This is a genomic window from Streptosporangium sp. CA-115845 (assembly GCF_050943795.1).
GTDB lineage: Bacteria > Actinomycetota > Actinomycetes > Streptosporangiales > Streptosporangiaceae > Streptosporangium.
Genome location: NZ_CP191988.1, coordinates 748,648 through 764,414, shown reverse-complemented (window position 1 = coordinate 764,414; position 15,767 = coordinate 748,648). Strand labels below are relative to the sequence as shown.

Below are 15,767 nucleotides of genomic sequence, written 5' to 3'. Positions count from 1 at the left end.
CCAACGGCAAGAACATAAATACTCATAGTTTGCGGGCTCGACTGGTTACCCGGCGCGGCCGTCGGTAAATACACAGCATGGTCGACGAGCGAATGGCTGGGAAACCCACGACGGAGGGGGCCGCGGAGGCGCTGCTGCGGGTGGGGCGGTTCTTCAGCCGGGGCACCTACTCCCACGACTTTCGAGACGTCTCCTACCGGGGTGGCAGGAACTCGGACACCTTTTACCGGGACCGGTGGTCACACGACAAGATCGTGCGCTCCACCCACGGGGTGAACTGCACCGGATCGTGCAGCTGGCGGGTGTACGTCAAGAACGGGATCATCACCTGGGAGACGCAGGAGGTCGACTACCCGACGGCCGGCCCCGACCGGCCCGAGTACGAGCCGCGAGGGTGCCCGCGAGGGGCGGCGTTCTCCTGGTACACCTACTCGCCGACCCGGGTGCGGTACCCGTACGCGCGCGGGGTGCTCGTGGAGATGTACCGCCAGGCCAAGGAGCGGCTCGGGGACCCGTTGCTGGCCTGGGCGGACGTCGTGGGCGACCCGGAGCGGCGGCGACGCTACCAACAGGCGCGCGGCAAGGGCGGGCTGGTGCGCGTCACCTGGTCCGAGGCACTGGAGATGATCGCCGCCGCCCACGTGTACACCATCAAGAGATACGGCCCGGACCGGATCGCCGGGTTCACTCCCATCCCGGGCCAGTCGGTCCTCTCCCACGCGGTCGGCACCCGGTTCCTGGCGCTGATCGGCGGTCAGGCGCTGTCGTTCTACGACTGGTACGCCGACCTGCCGGTGGCCTCCCCGCAGGTGTTCGGCGACCAGACCGACGTGCCCGTGTCCGGCGACTGGTGGGACGCGGCCTACCTGATCATGTGGGGTTCCAACGTTCCGGTCACCCGGACGCCGGACGCGCACTGGATGGCCGAGGCCCGCTACAACGGCCAGAAGGTGGTGGTGGTCTCCCCCGACTTCGCCGACAACACCAAGTTCGCCGACGACTGGCTCCATCCCCATCCGGGCACCGACGGCGCGCTGGCCGCCGCGATGGGGCACGTGCTCCTGCGGGAGTGGTTCGTCGAGCGGCAGGTGCCGTACTTCGTCGACTACGTCCGCCGCTTCACCGATCTGCCGTTCCTGGTGACGCTGGAGGAGCGGGACGGCGCCTATATCCCGGGGCGGTTCCTGCGCGCCACCGACCTCGGCGCGCGGTACGCCACGGCCGAGCACGCCATCTGGCGCACCGTACTGCTGGACGACGTCACCGGTGCCCCGGTCGTCCCGAACGGCACGGTCGCCGACCGCTGGTCACAGCAGGCGGGGCGGTGGAACCTGAACCTCGGCGACGTGATCCCCCGGCTCACCCTGTACGGCGACGCGGAGGCCACCGGCACCGAGGTGCTGCTGCCCCGGTTCGACACCGCCGACGGCTCGGGCGCGGTGCTGCGGCGCGGCGTGCCTGCCAGGCGGGTGACACCCGGCGGACCGCTGGTCACCACCGTCTTCGACCTGCTGCTGGCCCGCTACGGAGTGGGCCGGGACGGGCTTCCCGGCGACTGGCCGACCGGCTACGACGACGCGGCGGCACCCGGCACCCCGGCGTGGCAGGAGACGATCACCTCGGTGCCGGCCGCCGCCGCCACCCGGATCGCCCGGGAGTTCGCCCGGACCGCCGAGCGCACCAGGGGCCGCTGCATGATCATCATGGGTGCGGGCACCAACCACTGGTTCCATTCGGAGACCACCTACCGTAACTTCATCACCCTGCTGCTGCTCACCGGCTGCGTGGGACGCAACGGCGGCGGCTGGGCACACTACGTCGGCCAGGAGAAGTGCCGCCCGCTCACCGGCTGGACCACGCTGGCCACCGCCGCCGACTGGCAGCGGCCCAGCCGGCAGATGATCGGCACCGGGTTCTTCTTCCTGCACACCGACCAGTGGCGCTACGACCGCTTCCGTGCCGACGCCCTGGCCTCGCCGCTCGGGGCGAACCGCTTCGCCGGAATGGCCGCGGTGGACGTCCTGGCCCAGTCCTCCCGGCTCGGCTGGATGCCCACCTATCCCACCTTCGATCGCAACCCGCTGGACCTGGCCGACGAGGCGCGCGCGTCCGGCCGGGACCCGAACGAGCACATCGCCGCCGAGCTGGCCGCCGGCCGGCTCGGCTTCGCCATCGACGACCCCGACCATCCGGACAACTGGCCACGCATCCTCGTCACCTGGCGGGCCAACCTGCTGGGCGCTTCCGGCAAGGGCGCCGAGTACTTCCAGCGCCACCTGCTCGGCACGCACAGCAACCTGCGGGCCACCGAGGCGTCCGAGGACGTCCGGCCACGGGACGTGCGATGGCGCGACCCGGCCCCCGAGGGGAAGCTCGATCTGCTGCTCTCCCTGGACTTCCGGATGACCTCCACGACGCTGCTGGCGGACATCACCCTGCCCGCCGCGACCTGGTACGAGAAGCACGACCTGAACGCCACCGACATGCATCCGTTCGTGCACTCGTTCAACCCCGCCGTGGAACCGGCCTGGCAGGCGCGCACCGACTTCGAGACCTTCAACGACATCGCCAAGGCCTTCTCCGAGATGGCCGTCCGGTACCTGGGAACCCGGTACGACCTGGTGGCCACCCCGTTCAACCACGACACGCCCGGCGACATCGGCGACCCGCTGGGCGCAGCCCAGGACTGGCGGGCCGACGCCTCGACGCCGGTGCCGGGCAGGACGATGCCGGCCCTGACCATCGTCGAGCGGGACTACACGGCGATCGCCGACCAGATGCGCACGCTCGGCCCGCTCGCCGGCTCCAAGGGGCTGCCCTGCAAGGGCGTCGTCTACCAGGTGGGCTCCGAACTCGCCGAACTGGCCGCCGCGAACGGAACCGCGCGCGGCGGCCCGGCCGACGGACGGCCACTGATCGACACCGGGGAGAAGGCGTGCGAGGCGATACTCGCGCTCTCGGCCTCCACCAACGGGCGCCTGGCCGACCAGGGCTTCCACACCCTGGACCGGCGGGTCGGCTCCGGAGCCGGCCTGGCCGGGCTGGGCAGTGCGGACGCGGATCGGCGCATCCGGTTCGCCGACACCCAGGCACAACCGCAGCGCACCCTCACCAGCCCCGAGTGGGCCGGTGACGAGAGCGGCGACCGCCACTACAGCCCTTTCACCATCAACGTCGAGCACGCCAAACCCTGGCACACCCTCACCGGGCGCCAGCACTTCTATCTCGACCACGACTGGATACGGGAGCTCGGCGAGAACCTGCCGATCTACCGGCCGCCGTTGAACATGCACCGGCTGTTCGGCGAACCCGCCCTCGGTGAGAACGGAGCCCGGGAGGTGACGGTCCGGTATCTCACCCCGCACAACAAGTGGTCCATCCACTCGGAGTACCAGGACAACCTGATCATGCTCTCGCTCTCCCGGGGTGGTCAGGTGATCTGGATCAGCCCGCAGGACGCCGAGGCCATCGGGGTCCTCGACAACGACTGGATCGAGGCGGTCAACCGCAACGGCGTCGTGGTCGCCCGGGCCGTCGTCTCGCACCGGATGCCGGCCGGGACCGTCTACATGCACCACGCCCAGGACCGGGTCATCGCGGTGCCCAAGAGCGAGGCCACCGGGCGGCGCGGCGGCATCCACAACTCGCTGACCCGGGTACTGCTCAAACCCACTCACCTCATCGGCGGTTACGGGCAGCTGACCTTCTTTCCCAACTACCTCGGCCCGGTCGGCACCCAGCGGGACGAGATCACCGTGCTCCGGCGGCGCGCGCAGGAGGTCGAGTACTGATGCGGGTGATGTCGCAGATCGCCATGGTGATGAACCTCGACAAGTGCATCGGCTGCCACACCTGCTCGGTCACCTGCAAGCAGACCTGGACCAGCAGGCCCGGGGTCGAGTACGTGTGGTTCAACAACGTGGAGACCCGTCCCGGGCAGGGCTATCCGCGCCGTTACGAGGACCAGGAGCGGTGGCGCGGTGGCTGGAAGCTGACCCGGCGGGGCCGGCTGGTTCCCCGGGCCGGAGGCCGGATGCGACGGCTGGCGAGCATCTTCGCCAACCCGCTGCTGCCCAACATCCGCGACTACTACGAGCCGTGGACGTACGACTACCAGTCGGTCGCCGAGGCTCCGGCCGGCGACGACTTCCCGGTGGCCGCGCCCCGGTCACTGCTCAGCGGCAAGCCGATGAACACCATCGCCTGGTCGGCGAACTGGGACGACAGTCTGGGCGGCATGCCGCAGTACGGCGAGGACGACGTCGTCCTCAACCGGATCCAGGAGAAGGTCAGGCTGGAGTTCGAGCAGACGTTCATGTTCTACCTGCCGCGGATCTGCGAGCACTGCCTCAACCCGTCCTGCGTGGCGTCCTGCCCGTCCGGCGCGCTGTACAAGCGGGTGGAGGACGGGATCGTGCTGGTCGACCAGGACCGCTGCCGGGGGTGGCGGATGTGCGTGACCGGCTGCCCGTACAAGAAGATGTACTTCAACCACAAGACCGGCAAGGCCGAGAAGTGCACCTTCTGCTTCCCGCGGATCGAGGTCGGGCTGCCCACCGTCTGCTCGGAGACCTGCGTGGGGCGGCTGCGGAACATCGGCGTGCTCCTCTACGACGCCGACCGGGTGCCACAGGCCGCCGCCACCCCGCGCGAGCAGGATCTCTACCCGGCACAGCTCGGCGTCTTCCTCGATCCCCACGACCCGCGGGTCGGCGTAGAGGCCGAGCGGGCGGGCATCCCGCACGAATGGATGGAGGCGGCCCGCCGCTCTCCCGTCTACGATCTGATCGCCACATACGGGGTGGCACTGCCCCTGCATCCGGAGTACCGCACGCTGCCGATGGTCTGGTACGTGCCGCCGCTCTCCCCCGTGGTGGAGGCGATCACCGCCGCCGGGCACGACGGGGAGGACCACGAGAACCTGTTCGGCGCCATCGAGAAGCTGCGCATCCCGGTCTCCTATCTCGCCGAACTGTTCACGGCGGGCGATCCGGCCCCCGTCGAGCTGTCGCTGCGGCGGCTGGCCGCGATGCGCGCCCACCGGCGGCGGCTCAACCTCGGTGACGCCGCCGACCCGGCGATCGCCGAGTCGGTCGGCTTCACCGTCGAGCAACTGGACGACATGTACCGGCTGCTGGCCCTGTCGAAGTACGAGGACCGTTACGTCATCCCGACCGCCGTCGCCGGGGACGTCCGGGCCCTGGAGGAGTCGGCGCTGACCGGGTGCAGCCTGAACTACGAGGGCGGTCCCGGGATGGGCGGCGGCACCGGCTCGGGACCGTTCGGCGAGGCGTCCGGACGTCCGTTGCCGCTCTCCGTGGAGACCTTCCACATCCTGCGCGACCGCAGCACGGCCGACCGCTCCTCGGACACCTCCGGCCTGCGTGGCCGGGTCAACCTGCTCAACTGGGACGGCCGTGGCCTGCCCGAGGGGATGTTCCCTCCCGGGACGGGCAACGGCCCGACCGGCTCACCGGACGGTGAGACGGCCAGGGGCGCCGGACCGGATGCCGGCCCCGGCGAGATCACCGGGCGACCTCCCCAGGAAGGCGAGAGCACTCGACGGCCTTTCCAGAAAGGGCCGAACCCGTGAGACCGCGCTGGATCTCCTGGAAACGAAGGGCGTCCGCGAACGACCGGGCCGTGGTGCGCCGGGCCGCCGGACTGTGCCTGGACTATCCCGACCGGGACCTCTTCGACCGGCTGCCGCTGATCCGGGCCGCGCTCGCCGAGAGCGGCGCGCATCCGGCGGTGGCCGCCGTCACCGGGTTCGTCGACCATCTGGCGGCCGAGGAACCGTTGCGGGCCGAGAGGCACTATGTGGCGACCTTCGACACCCGCAACCGCCGTTCGCTCCACCTGACGTGGTGGAGCGACGGGGACACCCGCCGCCGGGGGTTCTCACTGGCCGCGCTCAAGGCCCGCTACCAAGCCCGCGGGATGATCCCTCCGGAGGCCGCCGAGCTCCCGGACTATCTGCCGGTCGTCCTGGAGTACGCGGCGCTGGAGCCCGAGGACGGCACCGCGCTGCTGCTGGAGCACCGGGCCGCCCTGGAGCTGCTGCGGTTCGCTCTCATCGAGGCCGGTACACCGTACGCGGCGCTGCTGGAGGCGGTGTCCGGCACGCTGCCCGGCCCCTCCCCGCGCACCCGCGAGGAGGCCCGCGCCCTGGGGAAACTCCCGCTGAACATCGGCCCGGAACTGGTCGGACTGCACACCACCGGTCTCCTCCCGCCGACCCCCGTCCCGAACCCGGCCGGCAGTCCCGTCGAAAGTCCCACCGGCGATCTCGGAGGCATCGGATGACCTCGTACACCTCGGCCCGGAACCGGCAGGCGCACTGGAGAACGCCGTCGGACAGCAGAGTCCCGGAGGTCCGTGATGCCCTCGCCCGCTGATGTCTTCCTGTGGGGGGCGCTGCCCTACGCGGTCGTCGCCCTGCTCATCACCGGCCTCATCTGGCGGTACCGCTACGACAAGTTCGGATGGACCACGCGCTCATCGGAGCTGTACGAGTCGCGGCTGCTGCGGTTCGGCAGCCCGATCTTCCACATCGGGCTGCTGTGCGTGCTGGCGGGACACCTGCTCGGCCTGTTCGTCCCGCAGAGCTGGACGGACGCCATCGGCTTCGACGAGAACGACTACCACACGATGGCGCTCTGGCTGGGCGTGGTCGCCGGGGTGCTCACCTTCGGCGGCCTCGTGCTGCTGATCTGGCGGCGCCGCACCACCGGGCCGGTCTTCCTCGCCACCACCCTCAACGACAAGGTGATGTACGTCTTCCTGGTCGGCGCGCTGGGTCTCGGGCTGTCCACCACGCTGATCAACGCCTCCGGGCTCGGCTACAACTACCGGACGGACATCGCCCCCTGGGTGCGCAGCCTGTTCGTCTTCCAGCCGGAGGTCTCGCTCATGGCCGGCACACCGGTGGAGTACCGCATCCACGCGGTGTCCGGGCTGCTGCTGTTCGCGATCCTGCCGTTCACCCGGCTGGTGCACGCGTTCACCGCCCCGGTGCAGTACCTGTTCCGGCCCTACATCGTCTATCGCGCCCGTGACCCCCAGGTCCTCGGCACCGCCGCGCCCCGGCGGGGCTGGGAGCGTAGCGACATATGAACGACCGGCCCCGGCACGGGATCGCCGCGCTCCAGCTGGACGATCTGCTGCGGCGTTACCCGGAGCGGGCGGTGCGCGCCGTGTACAGCGGTCTCAACAGCTTCATCTCGCTGGGACTCATGGCGATGATCGCCTACACCACCAGCGCTCCGTTCGTCTTCCCTTCCCTGGGTCCCACCGCGTTCCTGCTCTTCTACACGCCGCGCAACGCCTCGGCCTCGCCGCACAACACCCTGATCGGGCACCTGATCGGCGTACTGGCCGGCTGGTTCGCGCTGGCGGTCACCGGGCTGCTGAACACCCCGCCCGACCTGGAGAGCATCGGTCCCAACCGGATTCTGGCCTCCGCCATCGCGCTCGGCCTGACCTGCGGGCTGATGCCGGTGTTCAACGCCGCGCACCCGCCGGCCGGCGCCACCACCCTGATCGTCGCGCTGGGCCTGCTCCGGACACCCCCTCAGCTGGGCATCATGATGCTCGCGGTGCTGGTCATCGTCATCCAGGGATTCGTCATCAACCGGATGGCGGGCATCCCCTACCCGCTGTGGAGCCGCCCACCGACCGGCGACGGCAGGGGCTCCACATAACCCGTTCCCGCGACCTACGCGCGGATCAGGCCCGTATTCGCCGCGGTGGGCTACATCCACACCAGCGCGGAGACGACCACGAGGGCGGCGAGAAAAATGAGGACGACGCCCAGGCCGAACAGGGATCCGGATCCTCCGGACTTCTCCCGGGCGGGGCTGCCGAGGTCGACCACGACGGTCTCAGCGATCACGTCATGCAGGCATCGGCGCTTCGAACCGAAGAACGCACACAGCGGATCGACCAGGCTGATCAGCACTCCGAGGTAGGGCACCAAGGTCAGGACGGGGTAGACGAGAACCCGCATTCCCGCCTGACGGAAGCCGGGCGTCTCTCCGGTCACCCCGGACACCACCTTCAGACGCCAGAGCCGCTTGCCGAGCGTCTGCCCCCACAGCGCGTGCTGCAGCCAGAAGTAGACCGCGAGAAGGACCGTGACCGAGACGTCGATCGGCCAGTAAGAGTTTCCCGCATAGGGGTTGAGATAACCAACGAGAGCCGATTCGTCGGACACCTCGTAATCAGTGGCGAACAGCGCGCGGACCGGTAATACCACTGCGGCAAAAATCAAACCGTCTATGATCGCGGCCACCAGACGGTGACGTCTCGCGGCGAGAGTCCACGTTGTCGGAGCATGGGGGGTGGTTGTCATGCCGATCAGTGTGCCGCACGACCCACCGGTCCACCGACGGTTCACTCCGCATGCCACTGCTGGCGGCGCACGACTCGCGACACCGCTTACGGAACACCTGGTACGACCCACAGTGCGTCTCCTGGATCGCCCACTACGACGCTCTCCGCCGGGCGGCCGGCGTGCCCTTCACCCCCGAGCAGAACCGTCGGCTCGACCTGTGGGCGACGGTGGCCCGGTCAGGTGGCTGGTGGTGGCCTCGTGAAGGTGCGTGCGTCATCTCCGAGCGCCCCGTCACCATGCGCACGGAGGTGTGCGGCGACGACGGCGAGGTACGGCTGCACAGCGCGGACGGCCCCGCGGTGCGGTACGCCGACGGGTGGGACGTGCACGCCTGGCACGGGACACGGGTGCCCTCCTGGGTGATCACCGATCCGAGCGTCCAGCGGATCGCGCGGGAGGCCAACGTCGAGGTCAGGCGGTGCGCGATCGAGCGCATCGGCTGGGCGTCCTACATCGACCAGGCCGGGCTGCGGCTGGTCGCCTCCGCACCGGACCCCGGCAATCCCGGTTCGGAACTACGGCTCTACGACATGCGCAGGGAGACCAGGGTGCTCCTCGCGGTCAACGGGTCCGTCGAACGCGACGGACGCCGCCGCCGGTACGGGCTGACCGTGCCGGGTTTCCTCGACGATCCGATCGCCGCCGCCGGCTGGACCTACGGGCTCTCCGCCGAGCAGTACTCCCTTCTTCTCCGCCGAACCTGAGGTGACCTTTATGACCGTGACTCTCGCTTCACTCTCCCGGCAGACCGGACTCGCCGTGCTCGACCACCTTGAGCGGTCGGCGAGCATCCCCGTCGTCCACGGGCTCCAGGCCCAGGGCGACCTCATCGTCATCCCGCTCCCCGTCATCGCCTCCTCCGTGCAGGTCTGGCCCGGCTCCCGCTGGACGGACGTGCCCGCCGAGGGGGTCGAACTGCTCCGCGGCGCGGCCGGGGGCAACCCGCACACCCTCGTCGCCGACCCGGGCACCTGCCGGTGGACGACCCACGTACTGGACTCCGACCAACTGGCGATCGGCGTCTTCGAGACCTCGGCCGTCGCCTATCTGCTCCACCCCGAGCACGGCGCCACCGGCTGCCCGCCGGGCAGCTACGTCATCCGGCGGCAACGCGAACACGAGGGACAGCGGGCCCGCCTCGTCGCGGACTGAGTCACGCAGGTCGAAGGCACGGCGCCCCAGGCCTGGGGCGCCGTGCCTGCTCAGCAGCGGCCGATACCGGCCGCGGTGGAGGTGAGCGCCCAGCGGTGGAGCAGCGCGGTCATCTCCGCCTCGCGCATCTGCGCCTTCAACCCCTCGACGGTGCGGTCACACAGAAGCAACGGTTCGGGAGTGGGCCAGGTCGCGATGGCGTGGAAGAGACGACTGCCGGTGCCGTACAGCACGGCCCACCCCGGCCAGGTGATCTCCAGCATCGCGGCCTCCGCGCGGGCCTCGTGATCCCAGGTGTAGTGCGGCACGGGAACGGCGGCCAGGCCGTCACGGTGCCGCCCGCGAGGACGGGCGGGCCGCCGCCGGATCATGAGATCACCTGCCCGCCCTGCTCGACGGCCTCCCGCGCGATGCTCTCCTGCCGGTCGGTTTCAGCCCGCAGCGCGTCAAGGCTGTCGGCATCGACGGTCCGTTCGGCCCCGGCGTGGAAGGCGGCCAGGGGGAAGGGCTCCTCCCGGCTCGCCCACAGCCGCCCGGCATCACTGAGAATCAGCCGCCAGCCGGGGATAGCCGGTTCGGGAGTGCTGGCTCTAACATCGTCCACTGATTGGACCTCCATCCGATCAAGGGCCCGTCCGGTCGTTTCCAGCGGTGGACGGGCCCGCTTCATGGGGCGGTGCAGGACATGGAGGGGTACGCCGTACGGGCCGGGCGGCCGGTACGGAGATCGGGTAAGCACGGCCCGCGGCAAAGCGCAGGTGGCCGTTCGCCCAGGGCGGGCCGTAAGCCGACGCCGGGACGGTCGGATGGGCGCGGACCCGGGTGGAAGCGCCGGGCGATGGCGACAACGCACCCGCCGGAACGGCGCCGGTACGACGGGTTCTGCGGCCTGGACCTGCTCGGGACGGTGTTGGGTGGGCACCGATGGGATCATCTCGGCGAAGACCTGATCACCGGAGAGCTGAACGGGCACCGATGCCCCCGTTCCAACCAAGGGCTGCTCACCGGGCACCGCCGTGAGCACCTCGGTCGGGGCCGTGGGGACGGACGACTCGAAGCAGGGCAGGGACAGGTCTCCGATGCGGCGAGCCTCCAAGCGGACGGCCATCAACGCACCGGACGGCTGCGCGTACTCATGATCAGGCGCGGTGTCATCGCAGCCATGGTCATAGGGCGGATGGCCACAGACGGCGCACCCCATCGGCATCGGCGGAGCATCGGCAAAGCACCCGCAGCCGCTCTTCACCGGCCGTTCAAGGACCGGAGCAGCATGGTTGGTCACGGGCCAGAGAACCTTCCTGATCAATGGCCTGCCCACTCGCCGCGAGCGTTGAGCGGACCTACGCATAGGACGTAATAGCGCCGCAAAATCGGTCGAAAAGGTACTTCATAGGCGCTATCCTGTTGGCTTGTTAGCTAATAGGGTGGGTGGCCAAGTGGCCTGCTGCGATGTTTCCGTGCGCATCGATCCGGACTCGTATGTTCCCGCGTATCACCAGATCGCCGATGACCTGCGTCAGCGCATTGAGAACGGGAGCCTTGCACCCGGGCATAAGCTCCCGCCTGAAGCACGCCTCGCTCATGAGTACGGCGTCGGCAAAGATGCCTTGCGCGATGCGCTGGCTCAATTACGCGGTGAAGGTCTCATCCGTACCGTAAGTCGAGATGGGTCATACATTCGGGATCAAGTCGAACCTGTCCCGGTACCTCTCCATGGCCCGGCTCGAATTCGAACCCGCATGCCCACCCCGGAGGAGCGCAGGCGACTACACCTGGGTGAGGGAATTCCCGTACTCATCGTGGATGTGGACGGAGACTGCCGGATCTTCGCGGGCCACACGACCGAGATCGAGGTTCTGTGAGTGAGCACTGTCATCCCGGCCCGCCTCCAAGCCAATAGATAACTACCTATTCAGTGTCGACCGACCGCCAGGGCCGCGTCAATAGATACTGATGTAATTGAAGGGGGAATTTACATGGCGCGATGGCATGCTGTTGCCGCTTCGCTCCGCGAAGCGATCGCAAAGGGTGCATACAGGCCGGGAGACACCATTCCAAAAGAGGAGGAATTGGAAGCACTTCACGGCGTCAGCCGTTCAACCGTGCGCAGGGCCGTTGCTCAGCTAACCACTGAAGGGTTACTGACACCGGTCCGCAGAGGCGGCACAAAGGTCAGAGAACGATATGAGCGAAATCGGATAACCCGCGCCCGAATGGTCTACCGCGACGAACGTGGCTACTACTTTGATCCGGCTGCGCGCCCCTGGGCCGCCTTACGTCCTCCGGTAGTGCGTTGGGAGCCGGCTCCCCAAGACATCGCGTACGCCCTGGGTGTGGAGCCGGGGGCGGAAGTGCTGGTTCGAGACCGGCTAATGGGTGACCCTCGGACAGGTGATCCCATCCAACTCGCTACCAGCTACCTACCGGCCGACCTGGCCCGTGGCACCGTTCTCGCCGAGGCCGACACCGGGCCGGGCGGCATCTACGACCGTCTCGAAGAGGCAGGTCATGGTCCCTTGCAATGGTCGGAGGTCGTTGTCGCATCAGCGCCCTCCGAGACCGAAGCGACTTCCTTGAAGCTCGCACCGGGTGTCCCGCTACTACGCCTCATACGGACCACGAGATCCGCTGATGGACAGGTACTGGAAGTCAACGACTGCCGAATGTCCGGCGAACGCTGGGAGATCGGCTACGAACTCCTTCGAGGCCACGACACAGAGCCCGACCAGTAGCACTGGCAACGACGCCTTTCACCGATGGGAAGTCAGGACATCTCGGGTCCCGAACGGGACCCCTCTTCAAGAACCAGAACACCAAGGGCGATCACAGGCCAGAGAGTCTTCCTGATCAGTGGCTTATCTGATATTTCACCATCGGTCCGGCCTGCCATAGAGTGTCGTACGACACTTTGGGTACGATAACGTGCGTGCACATAGATTCGGATTCGCCCGCGCGGCGTATAGCGGCCGATCTGCGGGCTGACATCGCGTCAGGACACCTGCCACCGGGCGGAAAACTGCCCTCGGTCCGAGATCTCGCCGAGCGCTACGAGGTGTCCCGCACCACGGCGGGCAAGGCGTTGATCCTGCTCAAGACGGATGGGCTGGTGACCACCCGACACGGGTCGGGCGCCTACGTACGCGAGTCGCACCCGATCCGGCGGCTTGGCCCGGAGCGGTACGCGCGACACCACTGGGAACAGACCACTGTCCGGGCATTCGCCACCGAGGCCCCGGAGAGCGACGCCACTCAGCAGCAGGGGCACCAGACTCAGGAGGTATCCCTGGTCCCCGCCGACGACCTCGTCGCCACCGCGCTCGGCGTCGAGAGCGGGTCACCGGTGTACGAGCGGGCCCGCGTCGTGCCCCGCGAAGGCAACCCCACCCACACGATGACCTCGTACTACCGCCCCGCCGACGTCGAAGGAACACCCCTGGTCGATCCCTCACCGGGAATGTCCGGGCAGGGCGGCTGGTTCCGGGTCCTGGCCGACAGGGGGCTCTCCCCTCACGAGATCACCGAAGACCTCTGCGCTCGGATGCCGACCACCGAGGAGACCCTGCTCCTCGATCTCCCGCCCGGCGAACCCGTCGTCGAGCTGCGTCGCGTCACCCGTACGGCCGACGGCCAGGTCGTCGAATACGCCCGAGGCGTACACGCGGCAAGCCGGTTCGTCTGGTCCTACACCTTCGCCATCCCCGACTGAGATGGGCGATCACCAACCAGCCCCTCGCTGCTACGGTGGCTCCTCTTCTTCATGACTCAGGAGCCGTCTTGCGAAAAACGATCTGGTTCCTCTCGTTGGTGCTGCTGCTGGCCGCATGCGGTTATAACGGCATGTCGCCGGGAGAGTTCCAGGATCGCGCCCGTGAGGTGGCGGAGCGCTGGCACGACTCCGAGGACGACCGCGCATGGCGGACAGGCTTCGTCCCACTGGAGGATCTCGACATCCAGCCGCGCGAACGGATTCCTGACTGGGTGCCCCTGAGCGTGCACAACGGCGCGTGGTCCCTTGACGTCGATCTGCCCGCGGATACTCCGCCCAGCAGGCGAATGAGCTGGCCGGACGGCTCCACCCTGACGGTTCCGCTGGTCACGGCGGCGACGGCGTACGCGGAGCGGAGCAAGGCCGCCGACTTCATCGACGAGGAGTGCCCACCGGACGGCTGCACCCCGCTCCGGGTCACCGGCGCCGAGCTCGGCGAGGTGCCGCTGCGCACCAGCCGAGGGACGATTCAGGTGCCCGCCTGGCACTTCACGGTGCAGGACGTCAAGGAAAGGTTCAGCCGGGTGGCGGTCCACCCATCGCGGATCAGCCCGCGCCCGGCCCGGAAAGAAGGTGAGCACGAGGAGGTGATGGCCTTCGACCTCACCCCGGCGAAGCCCCGGGACCTGCTTCTCCAGTACGGTCACGGCTCGTGCGACCAGATCCACGGCGCCCGCGCCTACGAGACCGAAGACCTGGTGGTGGTCGACGTGGACGAGGAAGCCAGCGACGGACTCTGCAACCTGATGCTCCTTATCACCCGGATCACCGTCACGCTCGACAAACCCCTGGGTAACCGACTCCTGCTCGACTCCGGAACCGGACTGCCGGTACTGCCGGAAAAGGACGCTCGCTAAAACCGAACTACCTTGTCCAACACGCACCGGTGCCTACCCGCCCGCCATGGCCCCCACGACCATGAACGGCTCGGCCCCCATTGCGACCGGCTCGGGCAACGGGGTGTCCGGCGGTTCGTGGGACAGATCCTGTTCGCAGGCGAAGAACCTCACGAATGGTCGACGCCGCTGCGTGACGTGATCACGGATCGTCCCGCGCAACATCGGATAGCGGGCCTCCAGCGCGTCGAGGACCGAGCGCTGCGTGACCTGCCCCTGAACGTGGATCCTCACCTCGCTTTCGGCACGTGCGAGGTTCCGCAGATGCGCCGGGAGCACGACACGGATCATGGCAACGTTTGGACTTCGACCGACAGCACGGCCGGAAGGTCTCGGGCGATGGGCGCCCAGCTGTCGCCGGCATCGGCCGATGCGTACACCTGCCCGCCGGTCGTACCGAAGTACACGCCGCACGAATCCAGCGAGTCGACGGCCATCGCGTCCCGTAGCACGTTGACGTAGCAGTGGCTCTGTGGCAACCCCTTCGTGAGCGGCTCCCATTCGTTTCCGCCCGTCCGGCTGCGGTACACACGTAGCTTTCCCTCGGGCGGGTAATGTTCCGAGTCGCTCTTGATCGGAACGACGTAGACGGTGTCCGGCTCGTGCGCGTGGACAGCTATCGGGAATCCGAAGTCGCTGGGCAGGTCGCCGCTGATCTCGTACCACGACTCACCGGCGTCGTCACTGCGCATGACGTCCCAGTGTTTCTGCATGAAGAGCACCTCTGGACGTGATCGGTGCATCGCGATGTGGTGGACGCAGTGACCGACCTCGGCATCCGGGTCAGGAATGCCTTCGGACCGCAGGCCGCGATTCATCGGCTGCCAGCTCTTGCCGGCGTCGTCCGTTCTGAACACACCCGCCGCCGAGATCGCCACGACGATACGCCCGGGATCGCGCGGATCCGGAATGACCGTGTGCAGGCACATCCCACCGGCACCCGGCTGCCAGGAAGGCCCTGAGCGATGGTCGCGCAGCCCGGGCAGTTCCTGCCAGGTCTGCCCGCCGTTCACCGAGCGGAACAGGGCGGCGTCTTCAACCCCGGCATAAACCGTGTCCGGATCGGTCAGCGAGGGCTCGAGATGCCAGACTCGTGCGAACTCCCATGGATGCGGCGTGCCGTCGTACCACTGGTGAGTGCCGGGGACACCCTCGTACTGGAACTGGTTACCGACCGGTTCCCACGTCATACCGCCGTCGTCGGAACGCTGGATCAACTGTCCGAACCAGCCACCGGACTGCGACATGTACAGCCGGGACGGATCAGCAGGAGATCCCGTGAGGTGGTAGATCTCCCAGCCTCCGAAGTGGGGGCCACTGATGTCCCACCGTTCGCGCCTGCCGTCCGACGTCAGGATGAACGCGCCCTTGCGCGTGCCAACCAGTACTCGTACACCACTCATCGGCGTTCCTTTCCGACCTCGGTGCCGAGCTGTGTCGGCACTGCGGCCACGCTCCGGATCGTCCGACCGGGCTCGAAGTCGACCCCATTCACGACATGCCCGCCGCGGCCGTGGCCACGACGCTACGGCAGCCCTCCGACAAAATTGCCGCACGC

The 15,767-nt window shown here is 68.4% G+C and carries 16 protein-coding genes and 1 pseudogene; 12 read left to right on the top strand and 5 right to left on the bottom strand.

Translation table 11 applies throughout. The features are described from left to right. The first annotated feature begins 92 nt into the window (after positions 1-92). The 5 genes from ACQP0P_RS05700 (at position 93) to ACQP0P_RS05680 (ending at position 7,703) form a co-directional block, all read left to right on the top strand. Positions 93-3,791 (top strand): nitrate reductase subunit alpha, encoded by a 3,699-nt coding sequence (locus ACQP0P_RS05700; RefSeq protein ID WP_433381708.1) that lies wholly within the window; start codon positions 93-95, stop codon positions 3,789-3,791. Beyond that, a complete protein-coding gene (gene narH, locus ACQP0P_RS05695; protein WP_433371848.1) occupies positions 3,791-5,593 on the top strand; it encodes a nitrate reductase subunit beta in 1,803 nt (600 codons plus the stop codon). Before ACQP0P_RS05700 ends, narH begins: the two co-directional genes overlap by 1 nt. Next, positions 5,590-6,306 carry a nitrate reductase molybdenum cofactor assembly chaperone gene (gene narJ / locus ACQP0P_RS05690; RefSeq protein WP_433371845.1) on the top strand — a complete coding sequence of 239 codons (717 nt, stop codon included), beginning with the start codon at positions 5,590-5,592 and terminating at the stop codon, positions 6,304-6,306. Before narH ends, narJ begins: the two co-directional genes overlap by 4 nt. Positions 6,307-6,381: 75 nt before the next feature. Beyond that, positions 6,382-7,116 carry a respiratory nitrate reductase subunit gamma gene (gene narI / locus ACQP0P_RS05685; RefSeq protein WP_433371842.1) on the top strand — a complete coding sequence of 245 codons (735 nt, stop codon included), beginning with the start codon at positions 6,382-6,384 and terminating at the stop codon, positions 7,114-7,116. After that, a complete protein-coding gene (locus ACQP0P_RS05680; protein ID WP_433371839.1) occupies positions 7,113-7,703 on the top strand; it encodes an HPP family protein in 591 nt (196 codons plus the stop codon). The genes narI and ACQP0P_RS05680 overlap by 4 nt, the downstream gene beginning before the upstream one ends. Before the next feature lie 50 nt (positions 7,704-7,753). Here ACQP0P_RS05680 and ACQP0P_RS05675 read toward each other — a convergent pair whose 3' ends face one another. Further along, positions 7,754-8,353: an RDD family protein gene (locus ACQP0P_RS05675; protein WP_433371836.1), complete on the bottom strand. Its 600-nt coding sequence runs from the start codon at positions 8,351-8,353 to the stop codon at positions 7,754-7,756. A gap of 50 nt (positions 8,354-8,403) precedes the next feature. Between ACQP0P_RS05675 and ACQP0P_RS05670 the strand changes: the two genes are divergently transcribed. Together ACQP0P_RS05670 and ACQP0P_RS05665 are read left to right on the top strand one after the other, a co-directional pair. Then, positions 8,404-9,099, top strand: coding sequence for a DUF6745 domain-containing protein (locus ACQP0P_RS05670; RefSeq protein WP_433371833.1), 696 nt, complete (start codon positions 8,404-8,406; stop codon positions 9,097-9,099). Between the two features lie 10 nt (positions 9,100-9,109). Then, complete coding sequence (locus ACQP0P_RS05665; RefSeq protein WP_433371830.1) at positions 9,110-9,547, top strand: hypothetical protein; 438 nt, start codon at positions 9,110-9,112, stop codon at positions 9,545-9,547. A gap of 50 nt (positions 9,548-9,597) precedes the next feature. Here ACQP0P_RS05665 and ACQP0P_RS05660 read toward each other — a convergent pair whose 3' ends face one another. Together ACQP0P_RS05660 and ACQP0P_RS05655 are read right to left on the bottom strand one after the other, a co-directional pair. Then, on the bottom strand, positions 9,598-9,918 hold the full coding sequence (locus ACQP0P_RS05660; protein ID WP_433371827.1) for a hypothetical protein: 321 nt from the start codon (positions 9,916-9,918) through the stop codon (positions 9,598-9,600). Continuing rightward, complete coding sequence (locus tag ACQP0P_RS05655) at positions 9,915-10,151, bottom strand: hypothetical protein (protein ID WP_433371824.1); 237 nt, start codon at positions 10,149-10,151, stop codon at positions 9,915-9,917. The genes ACQP0P_RS05660 and ACQP0P_RS05655 overlap by 4 nt, the downstream gene beginning before the upstream one ends. Before the next feature lie 820 nt (positions 10,152-10,971). Between ACQP0P_RS05655 and ACQP0P_RS05650 the strand changes: the two are divergent. The 5 genes and pseudogenes from ACQP0P_RS05650 to ACQP0P_RS05630 form a co-directional block, all read left to right on the top strand. Then, positions 10,972-11,166: pseudogene (locus ACQP0P_RS05650) on the top strand (winged helix-turn-helix domain-containing protein); the annotation flags it as partial. 120 nt (positions 11,167-11,286) lie between these two features. Then, the gene (locus tag ACQP0P_RS05645; protein ID WP_433382547.1) at positions 11,287-11,409 is read left to right on the top strand and encodes a hypothetical protein; all 123 of its coding nucleotides are present in this window, start codon (positions 11,287-11,289) and stop codon (positions 11,407-11,409) included. Positions 11,410-11,523: 114 nt separating this feature from the next. Next, positions 11,524-12,279 carry a GntR family transcriptional regulator gene (locus ACQP0P_RS05640; protein ID WP_433371821.1) on the top strand — a complete coding sequence of 252 codons (756 nt, stop codon included), beginning with the start codon at positions 11,524-11,526 and terminating at the stop codon, positions 12,277-12,279. A gap of 194 nt (positions 12,280-12,473) precedes the next feature. Continuing rightward, entirely contained in the window at positions 12,474-13,253 is a 780-nt protein-coding gene (locus ACQP0P_RS05635; RefSeq protein ID WP_433371818.1) for a GntR family transcriptional regulator, read from the top strand. 68 nt (positions 13,254-13,321) lie between these two features. Continuing rightward, positions 13,322-14,170, top strand: a complete 849-nt coding sequence (locus ACQP0P_RS05630) for a hypothetical protein (RefSeq protein ID WP_433371816.1) — start codon at positions 13,322-13,324, stop codon at positions 14,168-14,170. A gap of 33 nt (positions 14,171-14,203) precedes the next feature. Here ACQP0P_RS05630 and ACQP0P_RS05625 read toward each other — a convergent pair whose 3' ends face one another. After that, a complete protein-coding gene (locus ACQP0P_RS05625) occupies positions 14,204-14,500 on the bottom strand; it encodes a MoaD/ThiS family protein (protein ID WP_433371813.1) in 297 nt (98 codons plus the stop codon). Then, positions 14,497-15,612 (bottom strand): WD40/YVTN/BNR-like repeat-containing protein, encoded by a 1,116-nt coding sequence (locus ACQP0P_RS05620; protein WP_433371811.1) that lies wholly within the window; start codon positions 15,610-15,612, stop codon positions 14,497-14,499. The genes ACQP0P_RS05625 and ACQP0P_RS05620 overlap by 4 nt, the downstream gene beginning before the upstream one ends. Positions 15,613-15,767: the final 155 nt, after the last annotated feature.

Coding starts and splice junctions, on each gene's coding strand:
- narH (WP_433371848.1), top strand. CDS start 3,791: ATGCGGGTGATGTCGCAGATCGCCATGGTGATGAACCTCGACAAGTGC.
- ACQP0P_RS05625 (WP_433371813.1), bottom strand. CDS start 14,500: ATGATCCGTGTCGTGCTCCCGGCGCATCTGCGGAACCTCGCACGTGCC.
- ACQP0P_RS05620 (WP_433371811.1), bottom strand. CDS start 15,612: ATGAGTGGTGTACGAGTACTGGTTGGCACGCGCAAGGGCGCGTTCATC.
- ACQP0P_RS05675 (WP_433371836.1), bottom strand. CDS start 8,353: ATGACAACCACCCCCCATGCTCCGACAACGTGGACTCTCGCCGCGAGA.
- ACQP0P_RS05660 (WP_433371827.1), bottom strand. CDS start 9,918: ATGATCCGGCGGCGGCCCGCCCGTCCTCGCGGGCGGCACCGTGACGGC.
- ACQP0P_RS05700 (WP_433381708.1), top strand. CDS start 93: ATGGCTGGGAAACCCACGACGGAGGGGGCCGCGGAGGCGCTGCTGCGG.
- ACQP0P_RS05680 (WP_433371839.1), top strand. CDS start 7,113: ATGAACGACCGGCCCCGGCACGGGATCGCCGCGCTCCAGCTGGACGAT.
- ACQP0P_RS05640 (WP_433371821.1), top strand. CDS start 11,524: ATGGCGCGATGGCATGCTGTTGCCGCTTCGCTCCGCGAAGCGATCGCA.
- narI (WP_433371842.1), top strand. CDS start 6,382: ATGCCCTCGCCCGCTGATGTCTTCCTGTGGGGGGCGCTGCCCTACGCG.
- ACQP0P_RS05670 (WP_433371833.1), top strand. CDS start 8,404: ATGCCACTGCTGGCGGCGCACGACTCGCGACACCGCTTACGGAACACC.
- ACQP0P_RS05645 (WP_433382547.1), top strand. CDS start 11,287: ATGCCCACCCCGGAGGAGCGCAGGCGACTACACCTGGGTGAGGGAATT.
- ACQP0P_RS05665 (WP_433371830.1), top strand. CDS start 9,110: ATGACCGTGACTCTCGCTTCACTCTCCCGGCAGACCGGACTCGCCGTG.